Origin of the sequence: Paenibacillus sedimenti, from assembly GCF_014534655.1 — a bacterium.
GTDB classification, from domain to species: domain Bacteria; phylum Bacillota; class Bacilli; order Paenibacillales; family NBRC-103111; genus Paenibacillus_E; species Paenibacillus_E sedimenti.
The window spans coordinates 1-499 of sequence record NZ_JACVVD010000057.1; the positions used below are offsets into that span (position 1 = coordinate 1).

Genomic DNA, 499 nt, shown 5'->3' on the forward strand with positions numbered 1-499 from the left:
TCTATATCAAAAATGTGACTGCACATATTTATCCGGTCTCCAAATCCGTTTCGTCCGCCAATGGGACGAGCGAGCTCGATATCAAACGGTATGACCGGATTCGCACCGAGCTTGGCGGCCGAAATAGCCAGGTCATGTTGTGGGACGGAGGTCTGTTCTTAAGCGCGGCCAAACCAAGTGCGACTTATGGGGATCGGCCGCTGTTCGCGATCGAAATCGAGCTGGATACCCAGAAGATTCGTGAGGCGATAAGCCACCTCAATACTTACGCCGACAGCGGTACCCTGCTGTTCTCGGAGAAAACCGGCGACATGATCGTAAGCGGCGCTACAACGCAGCTGCAGCAAAATATGATCGCTCTCGTCCAGCAAGCAGGTGGAACTTTTGTTTCTCAAACGGGAACTTATTCGATTTCGGGAAGCCGCTATTATACCGCTTATTCACGTTCCGACTACCTGGATATGGCCCTGTATCGGTTTATTCCCGAGCAAATCATCAA

1 pseudogene is annotated in these 499 nt (G+C 51.3%); it reads left to right on the plus strand.

Annotation, left to right across the window (positions count from 1 at the left end):
- Positions 1 to 499 (plus strand): annotated as a pseudogene (locus tag ICC18_RS33405) (sensor histidine kinase); the annotation flags it as partial.